Annotated in this window: 19 protein-coding genes and 1 pseudogene; 9 read left to right on the plus strand and 11 right to left on the minus strand. The window is 56.9% G+C overall.

What is annotated here, in order from left to right; all coding sequences use genetic code 11:
* The first annotated feature begins 276 nt into the window (after nucleotides 1-276).
* Nucleotides 277-462 carry a DUF3008 family protein gene (locus tag JTP94_RS00790; protein ID WP_204848669.1) on the plus strand — a complete coding sequence of 62 codons (186 nt, stop codon included), beginning with the start codon at nucleotides 277-279 and terminating at the stop codon, nucleotides 460-462.
* Between the two features lie 748 nt (nucleotides 463-1,210).
* On the opposite strand, the gene JTP94_RS00795 is transcribed toward JTP94_RS00790, so the two are convergent.
* Entirely contained in the window at nucleotides 1,211-2,668 is a 1,458-nt protein-coding gene (locus JTP94_RS00795) for a PAS domain S-box protein (protein WP_204848670.1), read from the minus strand.
* A gap of 856 nt (nucleotides 2,669-3,524) precedes the next feature.
* Between JTP94_RS00795 and tkt the strand changes: the two genes are divergently transcribed.
* The 3 genes from tkt (at nucleotide 3,525) to JTP94_RS00810 (ending at nucleotide 7,171) form a co-directional block, all read left to right on the plus strand.
* Nucleotides 3,525-5,561: a transketolase gene (tkt, locus tag JTP94_RS00800; protein WP_204848671.1), complete on the plus strand. Its 2,037-nt coding sequence runs from the start codon at nucleotides 3,525-3,527 to the stop codon at nucleotides 5,559-5,561.
* A gap of 516 nt (nucleotides 5,562-6,077) precedes the next feature.
* Complete coding sequence (locus JTP94_RS00805) at nucleotides 6,078-6,446, plus strand: response regulator (RefSeq protein ID WP_204848672.1); 369 nt, start codon at nucleotides 6,078-6,080, stop codon at nucleotides 6,444-6,446.
* Nucleotides 6,447-6,724: 278 nt separating this feature from the next.
* Nucleotides 6,725-7,171 (plus strand): PRC-barrel domain-containing protein, encoded by a 447-nt coding sequence (locus JTP94_RS00810; protein ID WP_204848673.1) that lies wholly within the window; start codon nucleotides 6,725-6,727, stop codon nucleotides 7,169-7,171.
* Between the two features lie 161 nt (nucleotides 7,172-7,332).
* Here JTP94_RS00810 and JTP94_RS00815 read toward each other — a convergent pair whose 3' ends face one another.
* On the minus strand, nucleotides 7,333-8,190 hold the full coding sequence (locus JTP94_RS00815; protein ID WP_204848674.1) for an alpha/beta fold hydrolase: 858 nt from the start codon (nucleotides 8,188-8,190) through the stop codon (nucleotides 7,333-7,335).
* A gap of 825 nt (nucleotides 8,191-9,015) precedes the next feature.
* On the opposite strand from JTP94_RS00815, the gene JTP94_RS00820 reads away from it, so the two are divergent.
* The 4 genes from JTP94_RS00820 to JTP94_RS00835 all read left to right on the plus strand — a co-directional run bounded on the left by JTP94_RS00820 (nucleotide 9,016) and on the right by JTP94_RS00835 (nucleotide 12,199).
* On the plus strand, nucleotides 9,016-9,636 hold the full coding sequence (locus tag JTP94_RS00820; RefSeq protein ID WP_204848675.1) for a hypothetical protein: 621 nt from the start codon (nucleotides 9,016-9,018) through the stop codon (nucleotides 9,634-9,636).
* An 81-nt stretch (nucleotides 9,637-9,717) separates the two neighbouring features.
* Complete coding sequence (locus JTP94_RS00825; RefSeq protein WP_271023415.1) at nucleotides 9,718-9,999, plus strand: helix-turn-helix transcriptional regulator; 282 nt, start codon at nucleotides 9,718-9,720, stop codon at nucleotides 9,997-9,999.
* A gap of 761 nt (nucleotides 10,000-10,760) precedes the next feature.
* Nucleotides 10,761-11,528, plus strand: coding sequence for a response regulator transcription factor (locus tag JTP94_RS00830; RefSeq protein WP_204848676.1), 768 nt, complete (start codon nucleotides 10,761-10,763; stop codon nucleotides 11,526-11,528).
* A 401-nt stretch (nucleotides 11,529-11,929) separates the two neighbouring features.
* Nucleotides 11,930-12,199: a helix-turn-helix transcriptional regulator gene (locus JTP94_RS00835; protein ID WP_204848677.1), complete on the plus strand. Its 270-nt coding sequence runs from the start codon at nucleotides 11,930-11,932 to the stop codon at nucleotides 12,197-12,199.
* Between the two features lie 33 nt (nucleotides 12,200-12,232).
* Here JTP94_RS00835 and JTP94_RS00840 read toward each other — a convergent pair whose 3' ends face one another.
* Nucleotides 12,233-13,186, minus strand: coding sequence for a GGDEF domain-containing protein (locus JTP94_RS00840; RefSeq protein ID WP_409456576.1), 954 nt, complete (start codon nucleotides 13,184-13,186; stop codon nucleotides 12,233-12,235).
* A gap of 310 nt (nucleotides 13,187-13,496) precedes the next feature.
* Between JTP94_RS00840 and JTP94_RS00845 the strand changes: the two are divergent.
* Nucleotides 13,497-14,222, plus strand: a pseudogene (locus JTP94_RS00845) (substrate-binding domain-containing protein); the annotation flags it as partial.
* 240 nt (nucleotides 14,223-14,462) lie between these two features.
* On the opposite strand, the gene JTP94_RS00850 reads toward JTP94_RS00845, so the two are convergent.
* From JTP94_RS00850 to JTP94_RS00885, 8 genes are all read right to left on the minus strand, one after another.
* A complete protein-coding gene (locus JTP94_RS00850) occupies nucleotides 14,463-16,607 on the minus strand; it encodes a methyl-accepting chemotaxis protein (protein WP_204848678.1) in 2,145 nt (714 codons plus the stop codon).
* A 16-nt stretch (nucleotides 16,608-16,623) separates the two neighbouring features.
* On the minus strand, nucleotides 16,624-17,553 hold the full coding sequence (locus tag JTP94_RS00855) for a substrate-binding domain-containing protein (RefSeq protein WP_204848679.1): 930 nt from the start codon (nucleotides 17,551-17,553) through the stop codon (nucleotides 16,624-16,626).
* A 398-nt stretch (nucleotides 17,554-17,951) separates the two neighbouring features.
* Nucleotides 17,952-19,016, minus strand: coding sequence for a glycosyltransferase (locus JTP94_RS00860; protein WP_204848680.1), 1,065 nt, complete (start codon nucleotides 19,014-19,016; stop codon nucleotides 17,952-17,954).
* A gap of 1,145 nt (nucleotides 19,017-20,161) precedes the next feature.
* Nucleotides 20,162-21,850 (minus strand): phospholipase D-like domain-containing protein, encoded by a 1,689-nt coding sequence (locus JTP94_RS00865; protein ID WP_204848681.1) that lies wholly within the window; start codon nucleotides 21,848-21,850, stop codon nucleotides 20,162-20,164.
* 87 nt (nucleotides 21,851-21,937) lie between these two features.
* Complete coding sequence (locus tag JTP94_RS00870; RefSeq protein WP_204848682.1) at nucleotides 21,938-22,408, minus strand: histidine phosphatase family protein; 471 nt, start codon at nucleotides 22,406-22,408, stop codon at nucleotides 21,938-21,940.
* Nucleotides 22,409-22,596: 188 nt separating this feature from the next.
* Nucleotides 22,597-24,120, minus strand: coding sequence for a hypothetical protein (locus JTP94_RS00875; RefSeq protein ID WP_204848683.1), 1,524 nt, complete (start codon nucleotides 24,118-24,120; stop codon nucleotides 22,597-22,599).
* Complete coding sequence (locus JTP94_RS00880; RefSeq protein WP_204848684.1) at nucleotides 24,098-25,114, minus strand: nucleoid-associated protein; 1,017 nt, start codon at nucleotides 25,112-25,114, stop codon at nucleotides 24,098-24,100. Before JTP94_RS00880 ends, JTP94_RS00875 begins: the two co-directional genes overlap by 23 nt.
* Nucleotides 25,115-25,178: 64 nt before the next feature.
* Complete coding sequence (locus tag JTP94_RS00885; RefSeq protein ID WP_204848685.1) at nucleotides 25,179-26,654, minus strand: hypothetical protein; 1,476 nt, start codon at nucleotides 26,652-26,654, stop codon at nucleotides 25,179-25,181.
* Between the last annotated feature and the right edge of the window lie 205 nt (nucleotides 26,655-26,859).

The following is a 26,859-nucleotide window of genomic DNA, read 5'->3' on the forward strand; positions in this document are numbered from 1 at the left end:
CCGTCATGGCGTTGATGATGCATCTTTCGAGCCATCGTCCGGCAATGGGCGAGTTTCGGTTGCAAATCGGATTGAAGATCGTCGGATGGCTAGCAACGCTCGTCATGGTCGCCGCCGCTATCGGCCTATTCGCAACCTGGTAGGTGCGAGGCTCTGTTGTTGCGGTTGCAGCATGCGTCTCGAAGGGATTTTCCGTTGGCATGTTGGAACGTTCAATGTCTTCCGAAGTTATAGAATTGCCGCCCATGAAAGCGGTAATCTTCAAAGGAGATCGAAATGCCCGCGAAATCCAAAGCTCAACAAAGGGCTGCTGGCGTAGCGCTGTCCGCAAAGCGTGGCGAGACTTCGAAAAGCGAATTGAAGGGAGCCTCGAAAGAAATGGAAAGATCCATGAGCGAGCGGCAACTGGAGGAGTTCGCATCGACCAAGATAAAGGGTAAACCGGAACACGTATCCAAATGAGGATGCGTGGAGGAATGACCGATGCTTCATCACTCCACAATGCTCAAAGCACTTACGACGGCCTTACTTTTGGTCGCAATCACAACGACAACATGGGCACAGTCAGCACCCAGTGCCCTCAGCCAGGAGACGGCCTTTCTTCGCGCTTTTGACGGGCAGTTTACCGGAACTGGTAGGTTGGAGCGTGCCAATGGCTCAGACCACACGCTGACGTGCGAATTCAAAGGCAATAGCGTCGGGCGGCAGGCTGTCTTTGACGGACGCTGCACGACAGCGATCATACTTGGCATATCGATGCGGATCAGTATCCGATATGACGCAGAGACGAGGCGCTATTTGGGCTCGTTTCACGAGAGCATGGGCACCATTGCAGTCCTTGCCGGCTCTCGGCAGGGCGAGACGCTTTCGCTCTCTTTTACCGAGACGGCAAAGAGTATTCGTCCCAATCCACCCGCACGACTGACGATCACACGAAGAAATCACGACATAGTTTTGGCACTTCGCAGAACAAAGCCAGGTCGGGGTCAAAACCTTGACCTTGTGTTGCGCCAAAGCTGAAGTCCACCATTGGCTCACCTGCAAGCGCTCATCTGATGAGAGCCCGCCTCGAGCAGCAACACCGCCTCACGCGTATCATTTTCGATTGCGTCATCGTAGGAGTCTATCAAGAAGGCAAGTATTCGGTCGGCATGGCGCGTCAATATTGCGGAACGGTCGCTTGGATCCGCGACCGAAACGAGGACTTCGATTACGCAACGAGACGTTCTGTCCTAACCATGAGGCGGATCGACAAACCCTCGCGTCTCCATTCGCGAGAAATCTCGCCACCGAGCTGGCTGCGGACCGTCGCCTTGGTGAGGATACTGCCAAAACCATCACCATCGGTTTGCCGCTCGACCCGCGGCCCGCCGATCTCGGTCCACGTCAGGATAAAGTGCTCCCCATCCTCGGCGCATGCTATATCGACGCGTCCGTCCGAGGTGGAAAGAGCTCCATATTTCGCGGCGTTAGTTGCAAATTCATGCAGCAGCAATGCAAAGCTCGTGACCGCGCTGCCGCTAATAGTGACATCGGGGCCTGTAACGATGGCCCGCGATCGCCGGTTGTCGGTGCTGACATCGTAGGGCGCCACAATCGTCTGGATCAAGGCGTGCAGCGTGGTTGTCTGCTCGTTGCGACTGGCTGCGTCAGACGTGCGAGGAACCGTCAAGGCATGCGCAAGCGCCAATGCGTTCAATCGGGCCGAAACAGCGGATGCGAGTTCGCCCGGTGTCGTTGCGGCTCGCGCGCTTAAGGACACAACGCTGCTTGCAAGACTGAACAGATTTTTGACGCGGTGGTCCATCTCCCTGATCAGCAAATGTTGCTGCTCTTCCGCGCGCCGGCGCTCGGTTATATCGCGAGCGATCTTGGATGCACCGACTACGCGGCCTTCGCGATTTTTGATCGGCGACACCGATAATGATATTTCGACGAGACTGCCATCCTTCCGGCGTCGGATCGTTTCATAGTGGTCGATGCGTTCGCCACGGCGGATGCGAGCCAGGATCTCTGGCTCCTCGTTCTGTCGATCCAGAGGAATAAGCATGAGGACGGGCTGGCCGGTTGCTTCCTCCGCCGTGTAGCCGAACAGACGCTCGGCGCCACGGTTCCAGTTGACGATTGTGCCGTTCAAATCCTTGGCGAGGATCGCGTCGTCGGACGATTCAACGATTGCAGCAAACCTTTGGGCTGCCTCTTCCGCAACGGTCCGTTCGGTCAGATCGACGAGCATATTGACTGCGCCGCTAAGATTTCCGGCGGCGTCGAAGATCGGAGTTGGAAATGCGAGGAAAGCCACACGTGTACCATCCGGCCGCTCGGCAACCGATTCCAGCCCTCTGACGGCGCGGCGCTCTTTCAACGCGATCGCCATGGGGCATTCGTCGTGCGGGAGAGGTGTCCCATCGGGCCGGTAGAGCTTCCATGAGCCGCAAAATTCGCTCGCTCCAAGCTCGGGACTGACACCCCACATCACAGCTGCTGCTTTGTTGTAGAACGTGATCCGACCGACAGCGTCAGTCGTATAGACGGCTTCCGGCAGTGCCTCGAGAACATCTTGAAGCGCCAGCGGATGATAGAGCGAATTTGGTTGCGATCCACCTTTAGCAGAAATTTCGGAGGACTCGGTGATCACATCATTCTCGCCAATCGACAGATGGTTCATCGCGTACACTCCGTTTCCCGGCAATGCTTAAAAACCGCTGCGTCATGCGCAGATAGTATGGCCGCGGTAACAAGGCCGAGGATAGGTCTTCTTCACTTACAATTAAAGTACAATCGGGCGGCATCGTAGATGGAACTATTAAGGCGGCAGGACGAGGGATTGTAGATCGAAAAATACTATGGCGATTGGTAGAAATTGTCTTTTTTCGCTGCATAGGTCCATTTTACAGGTGCGCGATGCGACGCCCGCGATCCAGTCATTGAGAAATTCGACCCCAGATTACCGCCGACCGAGACGGCGCCGGAGATCTTATAGGACGCGCCGATACCGATATCGAAAGCATGAATCTCTGCCAGGTTTTCCGAATTTGGACGACTTGGCGATCACGATCAGGTGCGGCATCCTTGAATGAACGCGTGACGCCCTATTCTCTCTCCAAGTGTGCTGAGGCAACGATCGACATGGCGTCGCAGAAAGAGAATTACCTCAGACAGCGCGCCTATCAAATTTAGCGGGAGCGGCGACGGCCGCATGGGGAAGATCTCCGCCATTGGCTGAAGGCGACTTACTTGCCGGAATGGGGCGCCCACAACGATGCTTGAGACCCCACAAACGGCGATATTTCCGTCCTTTTGGCAAGGACGGCGCCGTCGGCGGCAAAGGCAAGCGGGTAAGGGATGCCTAATCGCTCGCGCCGCCAAAGCCGGTGAAGCACGAAACGGGAACCCAAGCCACCCAGTGGCGTTCTGGACTCCTTTCTGAAATCAGGCGTGGCGCCAGCCAAAACAGTTCCCGATTTACGCAGGACCACCATCTGCGCGTCAGATGGCACGGCAATAAGTCCTTGGAGGAATAAATGCAAAACCAATCTCAAGCGGTCGACAAGGCCGTACCGGCTCCCAAAGATCAGCATCTGCGCGATCTCGCCAATTGCATCCGTTTTCTGTCCATGGACGCTGTCGAAAAGGCAAAAAGCGGCCATCCGGGAATGCCGATGGGCATGGCGGACATCGCAGCCGTGCTGTTTTCAGACTTCATGAAGTTCGATGCCGACGATCCATATTGGTTCGACCGCGATCGTTTCGTGATCTCGAATGGCCACGGCTCGATGCTGCTCTACAGTCTTCTGTACTTGACGGGTTACAAAGACATGACGATCGAAGAGATCCAACGGTTTCGTCAGATCGATAGCAGGACGCCCGGACATCCGGAATATCACCACGCGCCCGGGATCGAGACGACCACGGGGCCGTTGGGACAGGGGCTGGCGAATTCGGTTGGCTTTGCTTTTGCCGAACGGATCATGAATTCCACCTTTGGCGACGATCTCGTCGATCATTTCACCTATGTTTTCCTCGGTGATGGATGCACGATGGAAGGCATCAGCCACGAGGCGATTTCGCTCGCTGGCCACCTGAAGCTCGGAAGACTGATCGCCTTCTTCGACAACAATTCCATATCCATCGACGGTGCCACCAGCCTTGCCGAATCCGACAATCAGGCCGACCGTTTCCGTGCATCGAACTGGCACGTGCAGGAAATCAACGGACACGACACAGACGCCATTCGCACCGCGATCATTGAGGCACAGAAAATTACCGACAGGCCATCGATGATTTCTTGCCGAACCATCATCGGCTTTGGTTTTCCGACCAGGGCTGGCACGCAGAAGGCGCATAGCGACGCGCCGGGAGAAGAGGAAATCGCCGGCGCCCGCCGGATCCTCGCTTGGTCCGCCCCTCCATTTGAAATCCCGCAACCGCTGCTCGACAGTTGGCGCCAAATCGGCGCGAGGGGCCGGCAGGCACGGATGGCCTGGGCCGACCGCGTGAAGGAGACGCCGGAAGCGCTTCGAGAAAATTTCGAACGGCGCATGAAAGGGGAGCTCCCTTCCGACTGGCGTCAGGCAATCGTATCGGCCAAGGCCGAGCTGCTTGCCAGCGAGAAGGACCTGGCGACGCGGCAGGCAAGCGGCATCGTGCTCAATCACCTGTTCGATGCCATTCCCGAAATGCTCGGCGGTTCGGCGGATCTGACACCGTCGAACAATACAAAGGCTAATAATCAGGTTGAGATCACGCCTGGCCACTATACCGGTTCCTACGTCCACTACGGTGTTCGTGAACACGGCATGGCGGCCGCAATGAATGGCATTGCGTTGCATGGTGGCCTCATTCCCTACGGCGGAACATTCCTGACGTTTTCCGACTATTGCCGACCGTCCATTCGTCTTGCCGCTATGATGGAAATCCGCACTATCTTCGTGATGACGCACGATTCCATAGGCCTTGGCGAAGATGGTCCGACACACCAGCCGATCGAACATCTGAGTGCGCTGCGCGCCATTCCCCGGCTTGCCGTCTATCGACCGGGTGATCCCATCGAGACTGCCGAATGCTGGGAAGCGATCCTCGACGCACCCAGACGCGCGGCATTGATCGCTTTATCCCGGCAGCCGATGCCTTTTCTTCGGCATGATGCCGGTGGCGAAAATCTCTCGGCGAGGGGCGGCTATATCCTGCTCGACGCCGAAGGCGGAGAGCGATGCCTCACGATCATGGCAACCGGGTCCGAACTGCATCTTGCGAAGCAAGCGCGGGCCGTCTTGCAGGGCGAAGGGGTTCCGACCGCCGTCGTTTCCATGCCCTGCCGCCTGATATTCGAAGAGCAGGATGATGATTACAAACGCAAGGTTCTCGGCGAAACTCGGGCACGCGTTGCCGTTGAAGCAGCGGTGCAGGATTCCTGGGATCGCTATCTGGGACTCGATGGCCGTTTTGTCGGCATGCACGAGTTCGGCGCATCGGGCAAGATTGACGACGTCTACAAGAAGTTCGATATCACGACCGACGCCGTGGTTCGTGCCGCTCGAACGGTCTTAAGAACGGCTTAAGCGCCGAAATCACCCGTACCGCTCATGAAAGCCCAATAGTAGCCGGTGGCCCAACGCCATCGCAGACGATCTTGGTGAGCGCCAGCATCGGAGCAGCAAGGATCGCGCCGTGTACAACCACATCCAAATATTCGAGCGCTTGATCCGAAATATAGCGTAGCGAACGCCTGTGCCCAGAACAGGCGCTTCAGCGCACTTCCGATAAGGCCGGATAAGGAATGGCTCGTCGTGGCACCTTTTCGAACGCCATCGAAGCAGTTCCAATAATCGAAACCTTCGTTCCGGCTTGGCGGCAATAGAGGCAATAAAGCAGACGGCAATTGCCTGCGATCCATCGGTTTGCCCGGAGTCATGAATGGTCACTGTGTGCTTACTTTCGATATACATTGAAAGGCACGGATCAATTTCGAGGCGAGCCGCGTTACATATCCACTGATGCTTACCTTGAACCACGCCAATTCACACCTGCCGCCACCACTTCCAAAGGAGCGGTGGCCCAAGAGAATTGATATTTCAATGGCCCATGCCCGTATTGCCGTTCTCGTGGTCGAGGACGAACCACTAACGAGGATAGACATTGTCAGTGCTCTGGAGGATGGCGGGTTTCTGGTCTTTGAAGCTGCAAACGCCGACGAAGCCATTTTCATCCTCGAACAATATACGGAAATACAAGCCCTGTTCACCGACATCGATATGCCCGGCAGCATGGACGGTCTGAAACTGGCAGCCGCTGTTCGAGATCGGTGGCCGCCCATCAAGATTATCGTGACGTCCGGCCACCAGTCCATTCTGGAAGAGAACCTTCCGGTCGATGGGCGGTTTTTCAGCAAGCCCTACAGCCCTGAGAGAATTATCAGCGCAATACGCGAAATGGTGGCAGCCTGAGCGAGGTCGATACTGATCATCATCCACATTTGCTGAGCTTTCGTTGCCTGCCCACTAGGTCTCAAGGATGAATGCTACTCAGGATTGTATGCCCCAACTATTCAGATTGACTTTATCTCTTTGATTGCGTGCGGAATAAAAGTCCAGCCGACGGGCTATCGTCGTGAAAAGACGAAAAACAAGATAAATCAATGAACTAGGGAACGTTTTCCACTCGCAAGGGTTACCTCCCGGTAATGGCATGCACCTTCGTCTGCCGTACTTTACAGGAGTGTCCCATGAAAATTCGTTCGATCGTTGCCGGCTTGACGCTCACGTTTATGAGTGGCGCAGCCTTCGCTCAGACGACTGCCGCAACCGGCGCAGACGCCGCCATGGCTGGCCCCGGCATCACAATGGGCAAGACGGCAAACGGCGCCCTAAAATACGTCAACATCCAGGACGATGATCTGGTCACGTCGAAGCTGGTCGGCATCGGCATATACAACAAGCAGAACGAAACCATCGGTAAAATATCCGACGTAGTCATCGGTGAAGGCAAGTCGGTGATTGGCGTTGTTGCAAGTGTCGGCGGCTTCCTCGGTATCGGTGAAACCTACGTGGTTCTCGATCCATCCTCGATCGCGCTGGCGCCGGACAACGGCACCTGGAAGGCTTATGTCGACACCTCGAAAGAGGATCTCTCGATGGCCCCGAAGCTCGACTATTCCAAATTGAGGAAATAATGCCGGAGCCAGCTTCGCGTCGGCCCTTTTCCTTCCGACGTTGTTGCACTGGAAACATCCGGCGCTCCAAAAACGTTGGCTCCGGATCACCGCCTCTTCTCCTGTACGGCTATTCCACGCGCGCATGACATGGAGAACGCTAGATCGATGGCGGGCGCCTATCATCGCAAGAATGCTTTCAAGGCCTCCGCCAGAGCCACAGGATTTTCCTCCGCGACATGATGCCCGCTGTCGATCCCATGTCCTTTTATCTCGTTGACCCAAGGCCGCCAGATGTCGATCGGGTTCCCGTACAGCTCCTCCATGTCGTCCTTCGTCGACCACAGGCAAAGGGTCGGACATCGCACTCGTCTTCCCGCCATTCTGTCTTCGAGGTCATGCTGCCGATCGACCGTCAGTCCTGACCGATAGTCCTCCAGCATTCCATGCACGACTGCCGGGTCGTGGATGACATCAAGCAAATCCTGATACGCCTCAACACCCATCTGGTCTGGTTTCAGCCCGCCGTACCACGCGGAAGGATTTGCCGAGATGGCTCGTTCAGGCTTGTCCGGCGTCGCGAAAAAGAACCAGTGCCACCACAGCCGAGCGAACTTCTCGTCAGCACGTTCAAGCGCTTCCAGAATGGGAACGCTGTCGATCACGGCCAGTTTCGTGACGACGTCCGGATGCTCCATCGCCATTCGAAACGCTACATAGCTGCCACGATCATGTCCCGCGACGACAAACCGATCATGGCCTAGCCGCCTCATGAGCTCGACGCAATCCTGCGCCTTGGCGCGCTTGGAAGACCCAGCATGGCCGCTGCTTTGCGGGGACTGAAACGAACGACCGAAACCGCGCAAATCCGGGGAGACGACCGTGAAGAACGGCGACAGCAGATCCGCGACCTGCCCCCATGTCATATGCGTGCGGGGATGACCGTGCAGCAGAAGAAGTGGCGGGCCGGAGCCCCCATGGCGGACGCGAAGCGCTCCAGGTCCGACGTCGATCATTTCCAATTGGAAGCCGCAGAACATGCATTCTCCTCAGTCTCCGGTACGAAGTCGGAGCAAGTGCAAAACACCGGAATACAGCATTAAGAGAAGCAACCCGAGAGCACCCTAGATATTGCGACGTTCCTTCCATTATATAATTTGAGTTGGGTCAGCGGCTCCTCAGCATGTCTTGGCCATTTAGTACGACTTCAGTCGCCGACCTTCGCCGCTGAACGCAGGAATTGCCTTTACTGAGTTGGTGCTGTTGCCGGTGGAGTTGAATTAGCCGCCGATGGCTGGATCGTCGTCTGGGCAGGCGGAACGCGAGAGTCCGATGGACCCACGATAGACCAAAAGCTCCAGGCCAGAGCCGCGACCAGAACAACCGCAAGAATGGCGATCCAAGGAGACCACGCCGGCCGATCAACCGGCGTCGTTCTAAGGTCGAGGCGGGGGTTGTTGGTATCTTTACTCATTGCAACACTCCTGCGGAAGGAAAATCCTTGGCTGCAATAAAGGTTCCACTAGCGATGCGAAATTCGAGTGACCGAATCCGTGCACCGAGTACAACGAAATATTCGCGGGTAGTCCCATCGTCAGATCGATATCGAAGAGCAGATCCACGGCGTCTGAGCAAGGGTCACCAGCTGGTCCTCTATTGCCTTGCTGAGCTCGTGCATCGGAAACAGAGTTATCGGTCGGAACGATGCAGCAGCGACAACGCTCATCACTACAAGCCTTGCCACCAATCATGTCGCCCGCGAGGGGAATCCTGCAATGCAGGAGCGCTTTACGGAGCCGTCGCAGCGGGTACCGGCAGGGGGCTATCAGGTAGGTGCGGGAGATGTCGCCTGGATGAACACATATATGGTCACGCTGTTCATCTTTGGAGCGGTCGTGCTGCTGACTGCGTGGCTGCCGCTGGCTCTGCGTCATATGCCGTTATCGCTGCCGATCTGTTGTGTGGTGATCGGCATGCTTCTGACGTGGTCGCCCCTCGCGCCTCTTCCGCGGATAAACCTGCTCGATAGTCGCAAGCTCACGGAACATCTAACGGAATTCGTCGTGATCGTGGCATTTATGGGCGCTGGTTTGAAGATTGACCGGCCGCTGGGATGGCGGCGATGGGCGATGACCTGGCGATTGCTCGGGATTGCCATGCCGATCTCCATCGGGATGATTGCCCTCCTCGGCTGGGGTGTTCTCGGGCTGGAGCCGCCTCCGCGCTCCTGCTCGGTGCGGCACTCGCGCCTACCGATCCCGTACTGGCGGGATGTCCAGGTCGGACCACCGCAGACCGGCGAGGAAGACGACATCAGATTCGCGCTGACCTCGGAAGCCGGCCTCAACGACGGACTCAGCTTCCCCTTCGTCATGGCCGCTATCGCCGTGACCTCACAAGGAAGCAATCATCATGGATCGATCGCTCATTGGTTCGCCGTTCACGGGTTCAAAACGACCAATCTGCGTCGATCACGTAACCTGTGACATGCTATCACGTGATGGGATTGCAGCGTGATATAGTCAATTGCGTTGATGCTCCCCCGAATGGCTTAAGGAGCAACTCAATTGAACGAAGAGACGGCTGAGCTTTCTGCAGCACTGCTATCGGCGATGGCCAGTCCGATACGGCTCACACTTCTTATGCTCCTCGCAGACGAGGAGCTATCCGTTAGCACCATTGCCGCACGTCAGGGGATCAGCTGTTCATCAGCTTCGCAGCACTTGGCAAAGCTGAGAATGCAACGCTTGGTAACAATTCGCAAGGAGAGGCAAACAGTCTACTATTCCAGTCGGTCGCGGGCAGCAGCCGCGCTTTTACGCACATTGGACGCAATCGTCTTCGACTAGTCCAACTGAACACGCTTCACGGGCTCATCGCAAATTTCCAAGCTCAATGGTGTCGTATTCCCCTTTTTCAAATAGCCATGAAGAGCGCGTTCGCCGTCCATTTGGGCAGCTAAAATAAACCGTCGGTAGATGGTAGAATAATTGCTACCGGTTTGGATGCCACCCCCGATCCGGCCATTGCAGTGTCCGACGAGACTATGCCCCAAGCGGTGTCGTCGGACGCCCCCTCGCCCGGGTGGTCGACAGGTTATCTCAAACCTCAAAAACGAATGAGTCGCATTTGTTGACGCCGCGAGAACGGTCGCCTCCGCATCCGTCTTGTTCCAAAGCGCGGCCAATAACGCTTGCCTTTTACTCTGTTTTGTCACCGCGATGCCGTCGATCGCGTCGGCAACGTTCGCCAATGCGCGAGGAGAACTCAACCGTCTGAGTGACGAGCTGCGGCGGAAAACAGTGACGCGCCTGGCCGACATGGTTGATGGCCAAATTCAGTATCCAACTACTCCCTATGGAGTACATTCATCGGCTATAGAGTTGCGTGACAGCGTCGTCAGAGTATTATTAATATATTTTAATGCACTCAAGAACTAAAAGATATAATAGGTAGTGATCGATAATAAGATAAACCTAGATTGAGGGGAACAATATGAAGCAAGAAGCAATGTCGAAATTTAGACCAGGGCTTTGCTATCCAAAGAATAGAAGTATTCGGGCGATCACAAGAAGAATAAGGGCCACACTAAAGGTTGGGGGTATCGACCATGAACGGGCAGTCATTAACGAATGAGAAGTTTGCTTCAGAAACAGCGGCGCGCATCATTTCAGTTCGAACACCGGATTCATTGAGGCCGTTTGTTGCCTCGGGGATCGCCGGCGCTGCGGAATCAGAGGACTATGTCCTTCTGATCGACTCCAGGGCTCTGGACCGCGAGTGCCTCTCAAGAAGTCTCACCGACTATGACGACAGCATGAATATCGTCACCGTAGCGTCGTTCGAGGAATGGCAGATACGGGACATGCAGGTCGCACCGTCAGCCATTCTCTTCATGATTGGCGGACGCAAGGTTTCCGACTCCGAAATCAGCACGAAGATTTGCGCCTTGGTGGAGAGATTCAAGGCGAGTCCCGTGATCGTCGGCGCCGACAGCGACGAGCTCGCACAGCTTTTGCAAGCACTGGAATGCGGTGCTCGCGGCTATATTCCGACCAGTGTCGACGTCAAGGTCGCAGCGGAAGCCGTGGCCCTTGCACGTGCTGGAGGTGTATTCGTGCCTGCCAGCAGCATTTTGGCTGCCAAGGAGTCGATTACTCCCGCCGCGAACAGGAGTTGCTGCCTCGACAGTCTGTTCACTCCGCGCGAGGTCGTTGTTGCCGAGGCGCTGAGGCGCGGCAAGGCAAACAAGATCATTGCCTATGAAATGGACCTTTGCGAGAGCACCGTGAAAGTTCATATCCGCAACATTATGAAGAAGCTCAATGCGACGAACCGTACGGAAGTTGCCTACAAGATCAGGGAACTCGTGCAGTAACGCTTTCATCGCGCCGGCGAGCTTTGGTTGCTGCCAACCATGTGGCATTGCTAAAGATAGCGGTCGTCGGCGTGAACTTGATATGGCGACAGACGAAGCGTCCTAAGTCAAGGCATTCGTCATCGCCAACGTCGGATCTTAGTCCTTGAAAAGATTGAAGCCGCTGGCCTAGGCCAACGCTGGCCCGCTAGGGCAGCACTACAATTTCACGACATTCCGGCGCTTGCCGGTTTCGTTCTGTGCAGCATTTCTGCGCAGCATTCAAGTAAATGCGGCCTTAAGAATTTCAAATGGACGCCCAACTGCGGCGGAGACTTGAGCTCGCCTGTGACACTTGTCTGTGACAAAGGTCAGCCTCTGCGATTTTCTCTTCTTACAGTTCTTTTTGAAGCGGAGAGCGCATGGGCGGCGTTCGGCCCATGGGAGAAGAGCGCCTCGACCCCGCGCAGATCCGGGCTGCGCGCGCGATGCTGGGTTGGTCCGGGTCACAACTGGCAAAGAAAGCCGACATTTCCTTCTCGACGATCCGCCGAATGGAAATTTCCACCGCAAAGGTTCGAAACGAAGCCCTGACGCGTGTCCGCCAAGCCTTTGAGCTTGAGGGGATACGCTTCCTTCGCGACGGCAAAGGACGAATCTCCGTCGGATTGGGCGATAAATCACACCCATGAATGGGATGGACTTTGCCACACATCGGCGGACGGCTATGATGGCCCCGCCGCCCGAGCAGGATGTGCATCCGGTTCAATACTGATCTGGTCGCGCCCCTTCATTTTGGCGGCGTAAAGTGCGAGATCGGCTCTTCGGTAGAGCTCACCGACGTCATCGCCACGCACGGCACAGGCGATACCAGCAGAAAACGTATAGCGAAAGCTAGCGTGCTCAGGTAGCGGCCGTGACTGCCGCACCGCAAGCAGCATACGATGGACGATCACCTCCGCGTCGTCCGGGGTCGTGTTCGGAAGAATGAGGACGAACTCTTCACCGCCGACCCGCCCGAAAATATCCGTCCTGCGGACCAGTCTTTGCAGCGTGATTGCGAAATCCTTCAGGATCGCGTCGCCAGAAGCGTGGCCGAAGCGGTCGTTGATGTATTTGAAATTGTCGAGGTCCAGCACGGCAAGACATCCAACCGGCTCCGCAACGCCGCCATGGTTGCGCACGAGCTCGTCAAGCTTGGACATGACGAACCGCCGGCTGGGAATCCCTGTCAATTCGTCTGTCTGTGAAGCCTTGAGCGCGAAGTCACGATCTTGCCGGAGTGTTCTTTCGTCGGACCGGATGGAGGTGATGTCACTTGCAACACACAACATCCAGCCGCTGGGCTGCATGGTCTCCGTCATCCAGAGCCAGCGGCCGTCATGGAGATCCGTCTCGAATGCCCGAAACCCGCTCTTGCCGCGCCTGGCCAGCGTTGTCAGCAACCAGCTCTCGAAATCGTCGGTGTTGATGATCGTTCCACGACTAGCATGGAAGTTGCGCCGCATGAGCTCTGGCCATAGCGGATACTCATCCTCGTCTATGAACCACGCCGCGCGAAACGCGCGGTTGGAAAAGCGAACACGGTCATCCTGGTCGTAGACCGCGACCAGCACCCCCGCGGCTTCCATCAACTGCGCAACCTGTAGCATCGTTTCATTATCGACCAAGGCCGTCATGCCCTCAGAATGGATCGTCTCCTCCCAAGCTTTAATCGTGAGCGACGAAAAAACAAATAGGTCGGCCATGCAAAACCAAACAAGCGCCCGAGACCGGGCGGGAAACGTCTTACGCTCATCGTGATCTGCACAGGGCCTGCGGGCGAAGTTCACACCGCAAACGGCAAGTCAGCAAAGCTGGATACCGGGTGCTAATCAACGATCGCCGGCAATGCGATGCCGTTGCGACTGCGTGAAGCGGTCTCGAACATACGCTTTACAGAGTAGCTTCACGTTACGAAACGTCCCCAGTCCCAGATGGCTACCAAGCCTCATGACCGTCGTTTGCGAGATCAACATCAACCGTCATTTCGATCACGTTCATGCGTTGATCAATGCAGACCAGCGGCAATTCGATGCGGTGATCCTGTTCGGCACGGCCTTTCGCGAGGAAACGCTGGGTGATCGACGGCTTGGCCCAGGTTTCCCGCCGATGTTCGTTCTTGCGAGAGACAGCCAAATCCCCGGCGTCCCCGCCATCGCCTGCAATGCCGAACTCGCCCTCAGCGAAATCGTCGACTATCTGTTCGACAAGGGGTATCGCCGTCCGGGCTTCATGGCCGGCGCAAGAGCCCTGTCGACGGCACTTGGAAGGCGCCATCACTATGCAAATTTCTGGCGACAGAAGGGCGTCGCGAACGTCGTTGAATTGACCGCGGAAAGATACAGCGCACAGGCCGGCGCGGAGGCGGCACGCATTTATTTGAGCACGACTGCACCCGGATCGCGCGTCGACGTGTTGATGTGTGAAAACGACATTTTGGCGCTGGGAGCGATGGATGTCGCCCGGAGCGAATTCGGTCTCGAAGTCCCGCAAGACCTGGCAGTCGTCGGCTTCGACAATATCGAGCTCGGCGGCGCCCCTCCCTATGGACTGACGAGCTACGAACAGCCTGCCGACGAGATGGTCGACGCCATTGTCGCAATGATCACCGGAAAGCGCCCGTCTGAAACGGTCGTCCTACCGGGACGTATTGTGCGGAGACTATCAGCTTAATCGCCGAATCCGGGGCCATCGACGATCACCGCCCCGCATGGGGTGGATCGTCTCGCCAGCGACCCAGAGCACGACCCGCGGCTCTGAACCGCCCTCGCTCACATGCTCGATCGCCTTTGATCATAACAATGATCTGTGCGGTCGTGAGGCGCCCAACCTGGCCTTGATGCACGAACGAATGCGACCGGGCTGAAACATGTTTCAACCCAGTCGCATGATCGAAAGCTCTTGGCGCCGACGTTAGGACGCCAATGCGTAGAGACGGGACCCGGGGACAGCGGCGCTGCGTGTCTTGAACCGATGCACCAAGTCCGCGAGGTTTTCCGTCTCCTGCGTCAGGCTCTGGGCAGCCGCCGTGGTTTCCTCCACCATGGCTGCATTCTGCTGAGTGACCTTGTCCATCTGATCGCCGGCGGCCGAGACCTCTCTCAGGCTGGCGGCCTGTTCACGCGCGGCAACCGCGATTTCCGCGACCGTGCTGCTCATCGCGCTGACTTGCTCGACGATCTGTGCAAGCGATGTTCCGGATTCGCCGACGAGCTCCACGCCTGCCTTGACCTGAGCGGAAGACGTTGAGATCAACGCCTTGATCTCTCTCGCGGCACTGGCTGATCGCTGCGCCAGTTCTCGCACCTCTTGAGCGACGACGGCAAAACCTTTCCCTGCTTCGCCGGCGCGTGCTGCTTCCACACCGGCATTAAGGGCAAGAAGATTGGTCTGGAAGGCGATCTCGTCGATGACGCCGATAATATTGCCGATCTTGGAGGATGAACCTTGAATTTCAGTCATGGCCGCGATCGCGCGGGCGACGATCGCCCCGCCGTTCTCGGCATTGGCACGCGCGGTGGCAACCGCGTTCTGAGCATGGCTTGCCCCTTCCGCCGTGCCGTTGACGCCTCGTGTCACATCGCCGAGAGCAGCCACCGTTTCCTCGAGTGAAGCGGCTTGCTGCTCCGTGCGACGGGCAAGATCGTGAGAGGCTGTCGAGATTTCCGAAAGGCCCGATTTGATCGTACCGACCGCACGGATGACGGAATCGAGAGCCTCCTCCAGACTGGAGACCGAGTTGTTGAAATGGTCCCGGATACGGACATAACGACCGTCAACCTCGCCGACACGTACGGTAAGGTCGCCCTTCGAAAGTGCATCGAGGCCCAGAGAGATCTGCTGGAAGGCGTGCTCCATCACCTGCGCATCGGCAAGCCGCTCGGCTTCCTGGCGCAGGCGCTCTTCTTCGGCCGCAAGGCGAGCCCGTTCGGCATTGGCTTCCGCGATGACCTTGCCGCGTCCCGTCTCCTGGAAGACCTTCAGCGAGCGTGCCATGGCGCCGAGCTCGTGACGATGTTCGGTACCGTCGACCACCATTGTGTCGTCGCCGCGAGCAAGCCGCTCCATCGTCCGCGCCATCTTACGCACGGCCGAGGAAATCAGCTGACCGACGAAATAGGCGAGCACGAGACCAATCACGATCAACAGGCCACTGAACATGAGCGTCGAGCGCGTGGCGGAGGCGACCGTCGTATCGACCGAGCCATCGAGCGACTTCTGCCCATCGATGACCGTGGCCTGCAGATTCTGGAAGCCCGTCGCGATTTTCGGTGCCAGAACATCAAGTTCGCTCGCGCGGATCTTGTTGGTCTGCAGCAAGATATCCCTCACGTCGCCAAGACGGCTCGTGTAGTTCTGCATCAACTGACCGGCGCCTAGAACACGCTTGTGCTGCAGTTCACCCTTTGCCACCTTGGCGGCAGCATCGTTCAAAGCCATCGCGTCGTTCAGCGCCGATTGCGCGATGTCGTAAGATGCAAGATCGCCGGAGTAGATGAAGCGCTCCGAGAAATAGAGGCTGCGATTCAATGCCTCGAGTGTTGCGCCGGTCGCATGCAGGAGAGCGACGTCGTTCTGCCGCCAGGCGCTGCGCATGACGTCATTGAGCGCGATACTGGTCCAGGGGCCGAATTCGGTAACCTTGGAGATCAAGGCTTCGCGCCTTGCATGCAGGGAGACGATCTGCTCGAAGGCGGTGCCATAGGCCGCTACATCCTGGCGGATCGTTGCCATTCCCGCCTGCAGGGCGTTGTTTTCTGCGAAGCGCTGGTCGTCGGCGGCAAATGCCTTAACCCCCACACGGAACCGGTTCACGACATCCTGCGTCGGGCTGGATCGGAAAGCTTCCACCGACATCTGAATTTCGTGCAGCTGATTGCTGTAATCGGAAATCGCAAGGCTCTGGCCGGCGGTGCTGCGGTAAGAGGAGAAGATAGACGAAAGTCCGTCCATGCCGGAAATCGCACTGACCGAGAGTAGGCTCATGAGCAGGATCAGCGGCAGGAAACCGGCCGTTATCTGCGCGCGGATGCCAAGTTTATTCCAAAAGCGCAACATCATAATCCTCGTTTGCTCACTGGGTCTTCGGCAAGTATTGGGCGATGTTCTGGGGCGTGACGAGCTCGAAGGGCACGTTGTTTTCTCGTGGCACCTTCTGCCCGTTTATGAGCTTGATTGCGGCGTCGACCGCTGTAGCGCCCTGCCCGGAGGCACTCTGAAGGATGGTGACGTCCAGATCCCCGGCTTGCATCGCCGCCAGCGCATCGTCGGTCGCATCGACGCCTGCGACGACGACGTCCTTCATCGACATACCGTTTCGCTTCATGGCACGGATGGCGCCGACCGCCATCTCGTCGTTGTTGGCGATAACAGCGTCGAACTTCACGCCGGCCGACAGCCATTCCTGCATTTGCTGATCGGCGTAGTCGCTCGACCAATAGGCCGCCTGCCGCTCCACGATCTGGAGACCCTTGCAATCAGGTGTGGCGATGACATTGTCGATGTCCTGCGTGCGTGCCCGCGCGGCTGCGTGGAAGGGTTCGCCCATCAGCACCACGAGGCGTCCCTTGCCTTTCAGGAGTGAGCAGACTTCCTTCGTCTGCATAGTTCCCGATTCGGCTTCGTCTGACGCGACCACGACCTGGTTTTCCGGCAGATCCGACAGGTTCGAGGGGACGTTATTGATATAGACCAGCGGAATATGGGCATCGGCGGCAAGCTTGGTCATCTGCGGGCCGAGGTCGCCATCGGAGACGGCCAGGATGATGGCGTCGACCTTATCGGCTATGAACTGCTGGACCTGCGCCTTCTGAGCGTCGTTGTCGCCTTTGGCGTTCTGCACGACAAGTTTCAGCCCAGAAATCGTCTTTCCCTGCGAAAGGACTCCGTTGAGCAATGCGGTTCTGAATTTATCCAGACCGGACATCGATACGCCGATCGTCTGTGCGCTTGCAGTCGAGGCGGATATCGCCATCACGAAAGCAGCAAGTATGGCTTTTCTCATTATCCATCTCCGTAAGACGCGCACCGCGTTGAAGATTTATAACGAGTTTTTAGTTAAATTTTACTTTACGATAACCAAATTACTTAAGAATATCATCACATACGGAGCGTGACTGGTCCGCTATATATTCATTTTTAGAATATTTTACTTAGCTGCATTATTTGTTGGTAATATTCTCTACCCTGCAAAACATCGCCTTTGAGCCATAGCGACAACAGCGAAATGCCATCACCGATCGGTGCGGCGGCAATTCAGCTCTCCTTGATTGCAGCATTGCAACGCCTGTATGATTCAACGATGCCGATAGCGCCCGGTGCTTGCGGGTTGTGGCGAATCGCGGACAGGATCCGGGGGGCTCCAAATTGGCCATTCCCATAGTCTGTGAACCCGAACCTGCGCTATCCCATGATATGCCGGATGGCTTTTGAAAGGCGCAAAAGGAACTCAGGTCTCGACGAGGCGACGAGTTTCCACGACAGAATGGTCTTCGCCATGCGACGGGGCAGGATGCCTGTCGAAAGAAACCAGGCTGCCTGCATCGCACGGCGGCGTCCGGATACGTTCATTTCCAGGCTGGCAACCGCGCCGGCGGTCGCCAGGGAAAGCCTGGAATCGCCGGCGACGGGGTGCTGGTCCCTATCGATGCAAAGCGACGCCAAACGCTCCTCCAAATGGACGGGATCATGAAGGCCGACATCCGGCGGCACCTTGAGGCCGATCTCCGTCGCCTGATCCGACAAGGCTTCCAGCCGATGAAAATCATGCTGTACGCGCCAGCGCGCGCGTTGGCCAAGCCTCTCCGCAAAGACCGAATGGTTGGCGCCATGTATGCGGTAGGCACCAAGGCAGTCGTCGATAGATGTCACGTCGCCATGCAGCGGCGCGACGGTTGCCAGATACCCGTCTGCCCCTTGTCGGAAATCCTGCTCGGGAACCGGCATGATCCTGTCCAGGACCGAGCGCTTGAACGCCAACCCGCTCGTGACGGTCGTCTGATAGCGCCCTCTCTGCAGCAGCTTCGGGGTGACGTCGCCGGAATCGAAGGGCAGCTCCGGAGGCGGAAACACATCCTGCACATGCATATGCTCATCGACGATATGCAGCCTGAACTGCACCTGGGCTGTTTTGTCCTCCCAAGCATCGACGACCTCGGATATGGCGTTTGGATAGAGATAATCATCGGCATCGAGAAACAGCACGATCTTGCCGCTGCTCGATGCAAAGCCAGTGTTGAACGCTGCGGCATGGCCGCCGTTCACCTCCCGCAGACGCGTCTTGATCCGCGAGCCATAGGAAGCAACGACATCGGCGGTGTCGTCCGTTGAGGCATCATCGACGACAATAACTTCCGTATCGTCGTAGTTCTGCTCCAGAGCGCTGTCGATGCTGCGCCGGAGAAAGCGGGCGTAATTGTAGTTCGCAATAACAATGGAAACTGGAACACGGTCTTGGACGGAATACATCGCATTGAACCTCGCAGATCTGCTTTGGTCGCGGCGAACCTTCTCATTCAGGTCCTTGTGGATAGATCCGTTCCCGGCAGACGCGGCTTTCGGGGCGCAAATGCTGTCTCAGAGACATGCCGACCAACGGGTGCCAGGGATCATGCTCGATCCGTTTGCACCGTTACGAACCTCTTTAGTTTTGTGGCTTTTGAATGACTGGCCAAGAAATCCGACGACCTCGTCGATGCTTTCTTCGAATGGCCAAGCGTTACGACGACCGCGCGCGCTTGATTGACGTGGACATGACTAGTCGATGCCATTCTGCTCGCAAGATGGCAGGTACATGCTGCTTTCGAGTAGCCGGGCAGGCCCCATGACTGCCCATTCGGGTGGGTTAAATAAACCTCTGGTAGGTGGTAGGATGCTTGCTACCAGGTTGGATGCCACCCCCAACCCGGCCAGTGCCGCGTCCGACGAGACTACACCCCCAGCAGTGTCGTCGGACGCACCCACGCACAGGCGTTGGGTCATCTCAATTCTCAAAAACAATTCTGCTGTCTTCGTTGAGCGCGACAAGCGGGAGAATTTGCCAACTGGCGCGCTAAAAGGTCACGCAAGCGCCGCCTTTGGGAAGGGCCAGGCGGGGACACTCTGCAATACTGGCCCCTTGTATCTTGTATTTTGTATTTTGCACGAACACTCCGATCGCAGATCGCGTAACCCCAGTTGACCAGTTTCTTCGATACGTCGTCCCCGAGATTGCTTAACCGGGTAGGTGCGCCCGCAAGGGACGAGACTTCGGCTGGCGGACAGGGCAATGCATTATCAGGCGCAAGCTTTGAGGGATCCGTATCGATACCCCAATAGGCACCGAAGCGGCCGTACCCTTGCATGGAGACAAGAGACGCCTCTTCAGTCAGCGCTCCGGCTTCGAAGCGACCAATGAGATCGCGACGACGTAGCGCCCTCACCTGATTATCCGACACATCCAGGATCCGGCGAAGCTGACTGACCCAGTGGAAAGCAGGGCAATCGCGTATGAGATGGGATCGTTGATGCGATACCCCTTCTCCCCTCGGGGAGAAGGGGTATCGCATCAATAAGGTTCATGGACCATCGCCTTGTCGGGCAGGCAATTGCCGCGACCAGGGTCATCGATGTCTTCAATGCGAGAAGAGAAGACGATCCTTTGCGGATTGGGAGCCCGCCGCATAGAAGCGACGAAACCAGGCGTCTTGCCCGGCAGCCGGGGGCCGCGCGAGCGTCAAGCTGTTGGGTGCGCCCGAACCCTGCATTGCGGCGCGAAAATGCAGATGGTCGAATATCCGCAGGGCCTCGATGGCGTAGGATGTCGCAACCCGCTGATCCTCGATCATGACAAGATTGTCGCCATTGCCCGTTTCGCCGCTCGGCGACAGATTGGATGATCCGGTGAACACCTTGGCGGTCGGCAGGTTGAAGTCTGTCACGACGAACTTGTCATGCTGATGAATGCCGCTTCCACCACTCCATTCGGTCTTGAAGGGCTCCGGCGCATGGCTTGCGAGATAGCTGAAATCCACCAGGCCGACAGTGCCGTCGGGCTTGCGGATTTCGAGCCCCCCTTCCTTATCGGAAATGCCATAGCTGAACACGTCCTTGCCTATCAGCCGATCGACCGCCTGGCGCACCGAGCCCGACCGGATCTGATTGAGGAAGGCGATTGCGTAGAACACCGATGACGACGCCTGGTCGATTGCCGCACCCACGGGACTGAGCGACAGATCGCTCGACTTGTGCGGCGAGAAGCAGAAATGCGCGGCGGGCATGCCGGCGGCCTGAACGAGGTTCCACTTGCTGCTTATGCTGTCCTGGCTGAAGGCCGCCAATCCCTGGAAGGCCAGATCGAAAGCGCGGCCAAACAGTTCGGCCGCGTCGCTCGAATGAAACACGAGCGCATTGTTTGCCTGTATGTAGAGACCCCGGTAACTGAAATTGGTGGAGCCGAACAGCACTTTGATGGGTTGGCCTCCGCGCCGGACGATAAAGACCTTGTTGTGCTGCAGGTTCTTGAAATGCATCCGTTTTACGGCATTCGATCCAGCCGAAACGGCGAGGCGCGCAGCCGCCTGAGATTCAGCGCTGCCAGCTGGTTTGTGCGATCCCGAATTGTCTATGACGGCGCGAACCCGCGTACCGCAACTCTCAAGTTTGGCAACGATGTCGCGTTCGTTGAAATCATAGGCGAAGACATCGATGGCAAGATTGGGATCGTTCACCACCTCGTCCAACAGGCCGAATATGAGGTCATAGGCTTCGAAGCCGAGCCATTGATAGACGTCGCCCTGCAGCTTCGTAAATGTCAGGCCCTGATCAGGATCGCTCGGAATCACATTCGGATTGTTACCGAATTTATCGGCATAGGCCTGCGAGGAGGCGAAGTTGCGGGTGAAACCGACGTCGAGATAGTCGCTGTACGTCATGCGATCGAGCGAGATCGGAAGCTCGGCGACCTGATCGCCGCTGCGCAATGCGCCGGCGGCGTTCATGTGCATTTTGGTCACCCTATAAAGATAGTCGCCATCCGTTGGATCATAGGGAAAATCGATCCAGCGGAACTTCTGGAAGGGCGCAGAGGTCGACGGAAAATTGCGGAAGCCGTCGACGCCCTTCCCTCCAGGGGTATTGTAGTCAAAATTCAAGCGGTTCTTCAGGGTCACATAATCGGCCGAACCCGGACTCTTCACTTCGATCGCGAAGCCGACGAAATCATCCTCGGGGTCGGTAACGTCCATCCCGATGAGACACATGCGTTCGCCTCGCCAGAGTTTGATCGCAAGGCTGCCGTTGGTACCTGTGTTCGCAAAAGCCATCTCAATCCCCTCGTTTCGTTGTAAAGAAGGTGATGCTCGTCTCACATGCGTGAATGCTGAAGGCTGCGAATGCCTGTTAAGATCAGACTAGAATGGTTCGGATACGTCCGAGACCATGGGCACGCTGTCGTGGAAATCAGCGACAAGAACCAGATTGAACACGGTCGGCACCCATGGATCGGGATAGCTTCCCTCAGGCGCGCCGAGCGCCTGCATCAATCCGGGAATATGGCCGTGATGCCAGCAGATCAGGATCGTTCTGCCGTCAAATTTAGGTTTGGAAAGCAGCGCCTCGGCCAAGGCAGCATAGTCCTCATCGGCATAAGGTGTGTGCAATTCGAGGCCTAATGCATCGGCGAGAGGCTGCACTGTCTGAACGGGTCGCTCGCTGTGTTTCGATATGGCCGCGGCGAATATGAAATCGGGGAGACCAAAGGTTTCAGGATACCAGGTGACAAGGGCCTTAGCCCGATCCTGACCTTCAGGTGACAGATTTGGGTCGGCCTGGTCGTCGGGCTTTTCGGCATGCCGCATGATCAATATTTTGACAGGCGCCATTTCATCCCTCCTTGGCTGCCGTCACCTACAATCACTACCTTAAACTGGATTCACGATATTCGCTCTGCAACCAAGAGCAATGCCAATTATTGGCTTTAACAAAAGTTTCATCCGGCTGCGGTCTTTGCAGCAGCCAACTGACTTGCTGCCTTTGATGGCGTCGCGCCCGTAGGGACCAAAGCTCCGGATCATGGAGACGTGGCTCCCGGCGTATTGGGAACCGGCGCAGGCTTTTGAGGACTTGCCACCTGAGGCGTGTTGGCAGCGCCGGAACCTGTTTGCGCTGGTCCAGGTGCGGCGGAGGTCTGTGATTGACCCTGCTTTGAATTCGTTGCGCCGCTGCTCGGCGGCGCCTTCATGGTTGCCGCCGTATAGAACTGAAAACAACCGAATATGATGAGGATGACGACGAGCACGCCGTAGACTTTGCCGACAATTTTCCGAACCCGATTATAGTCCGACACGCTTTTCTGGATCGGCTTCTCGCTGAACTCCTCAATTTCAGAGGCAGTGAGCACCTGGTTCAATCGCAGGGTCCATATTGTGCGTGCCTTGTCCTGGCCTGCAAAGTAGCTGCCGTTCACGAATGTCTGGACGCAAAACGACAAGATCAGGAACGCAGCGGCACCAATGGCAAATAGGCCAGCAATCCAGGCGTTGGGTGTCCTCGAGGCGTCGGAGAGAATCTTGATCACGAAGGGAGTGGTGGCAACGGCGAGATCCTTCCACAACGCACCCGTCATATCTTGCGCTCGCTGGGTCGCTTTCTGCGCCTCGTCCACGACTGTCTTGCGCAAGTCGGCAAGGGCCTTCAAGGTTTCCTTGCTACCGGCCTTCACATAGGCCGCGTAGGCGGCCTTCGCGGATTCAAGACTCCCGTCTCCGAATGCGGCGAGTGCCCCTTGACGATAGCTGCGCGCCCACTCCGCCGCGAGCAGCACGTGACGGGTCTCCGTGTCCCTTTCACCGCCTGTAAACACCCAAAGCACACCGTCACTAAGCCGCTCAAACAGCGTCACCAACTCGACAGCTGAGGCGCTGACCTTTCGGCTGGGCGGGCCGGAAAGCTGATAGACCGTGCTGGCAGCGTCCTTGTAGACTTGGTCTGAAAGCGCCGCCATGAGCCGGGGAGCCGCCAACAAGCGCCAGGCCCCGAAGGTCTGCGAGGATAGCTGCGGGTGATCCTGGAGCAGCCATGGTCGTATGTCCCCGGGCACGAGCCCTATGCTGCTTGCATCATGACTTATGCTTCGAGGATTGGGGAATTCCTTCACCCGATCGAATGGGATTAGAGGCTGCTCGGTCCAAGGCTGAAACCTCGCACCATAGGAGGTGAACGCCTGATCCGCAGTCAGGTCTGCAACGCACACATGAAGGCAGCTATCCAGGTTTTTTGCCGGGCTGACCAAGGATTTTCCGTAGAAAAGCCGAAGAACGGCAGCATCCATGACCTTGTTGAGCGTAATGGCGAAAACCGTGTTCGCAAGCGGCACATCGCCATCATTGAGGGCGATGTCCGTACCATCCCGTCTGATCGTGACGGAGCTCAGGAAAGCAGGAATATTGGCGCGCAACGTCTGCCACTCCGCGCGCAAACCCGCATCATCAAGTCTTGCCCTGATGGTGATCAGCTCCGCGTGCTCCTCGACCTCCTTCGTCGGACGCGTGCGAAGAATAAGATCGAGGATCTCAGTTGGGGTCATCGGTTTCAACCACCAGCTTGTCGTGGATGATGATCATGCCGTCGTCGGTCTTTTCGATCAGCGCGCGGAATTCGTGCGGCACCCGGATCTCGATACCGTTTGCGGTCTTGTAGTACAGGGTCTTTGGTCCCTTCACCTGATCGGGAACAAGCTTCATCGGCACCCCTGAGATTCGCTCGACGCTGAGGGCACGGTTGAACTTGGCGAGCAAGGCGTTGTCGTCCGCAAGCTTGTGCCCGACGACTGTCTCGAGAAACGACCGCTGTTCCTCGCTATCGATCTTGCCGCCGCCCGAAGCAGCATCGTATGTCCGCTTGGTCAATTCCTTGACCACCTCGCCATCGACCAGGTCCGGATTGTCGCCTATCACCTTGCGCGTCACATCCACGAGCTTCTTCGTCAGCTCCGCGTCGCTCAACGTCTGGCGCGCGCCAAGAAAGGCTTCGAAATATTGCGCGACCTTTTGCTGGTTGCGCCTGTCCAGCACCGTCAGCTCGCCGCCCTTGTCCGTGAGTTTGATGAGGGCCGCCTTTTGCAGCGCCGCCTTGTTCTGGACAAAGGTTCGCTGAATGGCTTCAAGACTGACCATCTTCCGACCGCCACTGCCATCCTTCAGGTCGTAGGCGACGACAGTTTCATCGTCATATTTGAGAAGCGCGAACGATCGCTTTGCCTTCGCCCTCAGGACAAATAGCAAAATCGCCCCTTCAGCGGCGGTTCCACCATGATGGCTCTGAAAATCCTCGGCCAGCTTTTCGCTTTCCTCCTGGAAGAGCCCTCCGTTCGATGCGATGCGGCCAAGACGCTCACGTGTCGAAGATGCATCCGAAAAAGCATAGGGCAAGCCGCCGTTCACGGACCTGATACGGTCGACGAAAAAACTCTCGAACTCGCCGGGATTGACTTCCTCCAGCTTGATCAGGCCGTTCTTCGGCCCGACGAGATGGAAGATCATCCTTTCGATCTTGAGCTCATTCAATTCGCTGTCATCGAAAAAAGCCAAGCGCCCCTCCCAAACCCACCGGTGAACACTCAGAAAATAGGATCAAAGTAATATAAGGCGATCATCAAGCCTGGATGACGTTGCTCGTGCAGCCATGCTTTGTGCCACATCCCGAGACACATGGTACGGTGCTCAATGGTACTGTCGGCGCAGCCGTCCAGCCGGCAACCGCGCTTTCGAGATGCACTGCCAAACTCGTCGCACTCGAATGAGACGCCGTCGCCAGAACATCGCCGCCTGCGACGACCTGCGCCGGCGTGATGAGCGACCATGCTCCGTGTTTCCATAGGGCACCTGCGTGTGCCGCGACCGCGACCGCCGTCGGGTGGCTGATCGACGTACTGCCGTGCTTGTTATCCGGCCCAAAGCTATAGAACAGCCTTGCATGCGCAGCGATCGTAGCGGGAGGCGAGCCCTTATGGCTCATGTCGGCGCCATGATGAGGAACCGTCAGTGCCGTTAAGGCATGAGCCGGGCCGCCGCCGATCTCGCTATAGCCTGCGTCACCCGTCAAGAGCCAGCTGGCCTGATAATTATCGTCGTCAAGGTAGCAGGCGATCCCATTGCCATTCCGCGAGGTGCCGCTGCAGCGCTTGATCGATAGGGTCTGCCCACTGCCATTGCTGATCGACCGTGTTGTTCCCGGCGCTGCGGACCAGATATGGAGCGTGCCACCATTTTTGAGGATGCGGTGAGCAAATGCGTGATGGCGTGGCCCCAGATTATATTGCCGCGGCGCAACCCATCTTCTCGCCCTTGCTCCATGATCGCTGTTTTCCCCGGCCCAATGATCGGTATCCCAGTGCGACAGGACAATCGAGGGAGAACCGCGCCAGCAAAACCGAAGCGGCGTTGGTCGTGTTTGACGATTGCCATAAGCGCCAGCACCGAGGTCGAAGTACAGCCGCGCAGTCTCGGAACTATCAAGCAGGCCGATGGCGCTGCCTTGACCGATATCATACATCGCAATCATGTCGATCGTACCGACGCCGGACAGAATAGCGTCAATGTCCCCATCGGCAGCATCAGGCCACGCATCGACATCGAATGCATTCGACAGTGCGGTCGCCGTATCGCCCGTTACCTGCCCCAATGAGAGCAAGTGCGCTATGATCGGCGCGGCCAATAGCGACCCGTAAACATCGACGGGAAAACTTCCCGTAGTTCCGAGCTCGATATCGAGCCAATCCTCTTCGCCGATAGCGATCAGGAAATCCCAATATCGATCGCCCCTCTTCGACGTTACCTCGATGTTGTAAATCGGCATTTCATCGAAGGGGTCTTTAGGGGGGCTAAGGTAACCTTTAAACAATTGCGACCAGAAATCGCGCATCTGACGGCGCGTATCATCGGGCTTTCCCAAATCCATCCATACATCGAATGGAGGTCCGAACCAGCCAGCATCGACGGCGTCAAACGAGAAAACAGCCTCTTGCGCCGTTGCTAAGTTGTCCGGCTCATGATGGTCGAGGCGAGCGTAGGATCTAGCCGGAAATTTCGGCCACGCAACTTCGGGATTGATTGAGAAGATCCGATTCATTGCCCTTCTCCTGCAATGCGGAAATCCACTCTATATTTGCCCGTTATGCAAGAATAAGCAAGTTTATATTTCGCGCAATAATAATTATCTTACGTACAGATAGTATCTAATTTTCAAATTTCAGTTGTATTCGCAGCATTTTACACAGGTTGATTGGCCTGATCGGATGACAGCCGGCAAGCCGGCCTGGAGATTACCTTGGCTC

Source organism: Martinezella lusitana (genome assembly GCF_016901135.1).
Lineage (GTDB): Bacteria > Pseudomonadota > Alphaproteobacteria > Rhizobiales > Rhizobiaceae > Rhizobium > Rhizobium lusitanum_D.